The sequence below is a fragment of the Tamlana crocina genome (assembly GCF_012037625.1).
On record NZ_JAAVJS010000729.1, the window covers coordinates 1 to 308 of the forward strand.

At 47.7% G+C, this 308-nt stretch carries 1 protein-coding gene; it reads left to right on the plus strand.

Features of this window, described 5'->3' with window-relative positions; all coding sequences use genetic code 11:
* A partial coding sequence (locus tag HC176_RS18755) for a PhnA domain-containing protein (protein WP_209309831.1) occupies positions 1-308 on the plus strand: 308 nt, incomplete at both ends.

The following is a 308-nucleotide window of genomic DNA, read 5'->3' on the forward strand; positions in this document are numbered from 1 at the left end:
CAGATTAAAGATCCCGAAAAAATTCAACCCAATCACTGGCGTTGTCTAAATGACAGTATGTGGAGCCCTGTGCCTGCAGTACAGGTAATGGCTTGGCGTATGCTCAACAGATTAAAAGGAGAAGGCTGGCCGCAGGACCTTCTTGACATGATGTACATGGAGGAGGAACAGCTTGCATGGGCCAGAGCCGGACAAATGACAGTTGAAAGTAGCGGCGGAGTTGTTCATAAAGACAGTAACGGAGCCACTATAGAGGCAGGTGATACTGTTGTTCTTATAAAAGATCTTCCCGTGCGCGGCTCAAGTAT